At 63.7% G+C, this 1861-nt stretch carries 2 protein-coding genes; both read left to right on the top strand.

Going from position 1 to position 1861, the window contains the following annotated elements:
• The coding region (locus tag PUN71_RS22970) for a flavin-containing monooxygenase (RefSeq protein WP_277800296.1) at nt 1–1320 on the top strand (1320 nt) is incomplete at its 5' end.
• A gap of 50 nt (nt 1321–1370) precedes the next feature.
• Nucleotides 1371–1793 (top strand): GlcG/HbpS family heme-binding protein, encoded by a 423-nt coding sequence (locus PUN71_RS22965; RefSeq protein ID WP_277800295.1) that lies wholly within the window; start codon nt 1371–1373, stop codon nt 1791–1793.
• Nucleotides 1794–1861 lie beyond the last annotated feature (68 nt).

Here is a 1861-nt window from a genome sequence, read left to right as displayed (position 1 = left end):
CTACGTGAACGGAACACCCTAATGACCCGTTACTGTGTCATCGGTGCTGGCGCTGCCGGCATCTCAGCACTCCAGCAGCTGCGCCAGGCCGGCTACGACGTCGACTGCTTTGAGAAGAGCAGCCGGGTCGGCGGCCACTGGCACACCGACTACGAAGCTCTGCACCTGATCACCGCCCGGGACATGACGCACTTCGAGGACTTCCCGATGCCGGGGCACTACCCGCACTTCCCGCGCCGGGACCAGGTCCGCGACTACATCGAGTCCTACGCCCGTCACCACGGGCTTTACGAGATCATCCAGTTCAACACCGAAGTCCTCTCCGTCACCCCGGTCCCCACAGAAGGGCTTGTCGGCTCCGCGGGATGGACCGTCACCACCGCTCATGGCTCGGAGACCTATGACGGCGTTATCGTCGCCAACGGCCACCTCTGGGACAAGAAGGTCCCGTCCTTCCCCGGGGAGTTCACCGGCAAGCAGCTCCATTCGAGCGAATACAACAATGTCAAGGACATCGACGGCACCCGGGTCCTGGTGGTCGGGGCAGGGAACTCTGGCTGCGACCTCGCCGTGGACGTGGCCCAGCACCGGCTCGAAGCTGACATCGTGATCCGCGAAGGCACCTACTTCCAGCCCAAGGCCTACTTCGGCAAACCCCGCCAGGAACTGGACTTCCTGAAGCAGTTCGCCCCCGACGAGGTGGACCTCATCAGCCGTCTCCTGGCCCGCGTGTCCATTGGTGAATGGAGCGATTATCCCGGCATGCCCGAACCCAAGCACCGCACCCTGGCCGAGGGCAGCACCGTGGTCAACACCCTGCTCCCCTACTGGATCCAGCACGGCCGCGTCGGGGTCGTCCCCGGCATCGAGCGGTTCGAAGGCAAGACGGTCCACTTCACCAACGGCACCGCCAAAGAGTACGACACCATCCTCTGGGCCACCGGCTTCTACTCCAGCGTCCCCTTCCTGAACGAAGAACTCGTTCCCCGCCGCAAGGGCGCCCCCATCCGCTACGGCGCAGGGATCATTCCCGAGGGCCTCGAGAAGCTCTACTACGTCGGCATGATCGCACCCCGCGGACCTCAGATTCCCGTGTATGGCATGCAGGCCAAAGTCGTCGCCACCATGATCGCCCTCCACGAACAGGCAGGTGACGGCGGAGCGAACATCGGAGCCTACCTCTCCGGGCTGCAGGACTCCGAGGACCGCATAGACATCGTCCGATCCATCTGGGAGGACCAAATGTCAGACACCAAACGGCTCTTGTCCGCATTTGAAGCCGCCCAAACGACCCCTCTCCCGGAACCGTCCCACGCCTAGGCGTCGGGGTTCAGACCTTCACCACCACCACAGAAAGTAGCACCAGATCAATGACTGACATCACGCTCCGGCAAGCCGAACGAGTCCTGACAGCGGCCCTGGCCGACGCAACCAACCGCGGCCTGAAAATGAATGTGGCCATCGTGGATGCCGGCGGCAACTTGAAGGTGTTCGCCCGTCAGGACGGTGCATGGCTGGGCAGCATCGACATCTCCATCAAAAAGGCCCGCACCGCCAGGTTCTTCGATATGCCGACCGGCGACATCGGCTCGCTGTCCCAGCCGGGCGGACCGCTGTACAACATCGAGGTCTCAAACGGCGGCCTGATCACCTTCCCGGGCGGTCTGCCCCTGACCATCGATGGCGCCATTGTTGGTGCCATCGGTGTCAGCGGCAGCACCGTCGAAGACGACCACGCCGTCGCCTCCGCCGGCGTCAACGCCGTCGCGCTCGAAACCGCGGCTTCCGCCTGACCACCCCTTACGAAACCCCACCAAAGAGACCAGGAAAACGATGGCAACGCAGTCGACGGCCTTCCACC

Origin of the sequence: Arthrobacter sp. NQ7 (assembly GCF_029581595.2) — a bacterium.
In the GTDB taxonomy this organism is placed as follows: domain Bacteria; phylum Actinomycetota; class Actinomycetes; order Actinomycetales; family Micrococcaceae; genus Arthrobacter; species Arthrobacter phenanthrenivorans_B.
Note: the sequence above shows the minus strand (reverse complement) of the source record. Positions and strands in the feature narration are given on the sequence as shown.

What these genes read in the sequence shown, in the direction of transcription:
- PUN71_RS22965 (WP_277800295.1), top strand. Translation starts at nt 1,371, where the DNA reads ATGACTGACATCACGCTCCGGCAAGCCGAACGAGTCCTGACAGCGGCC.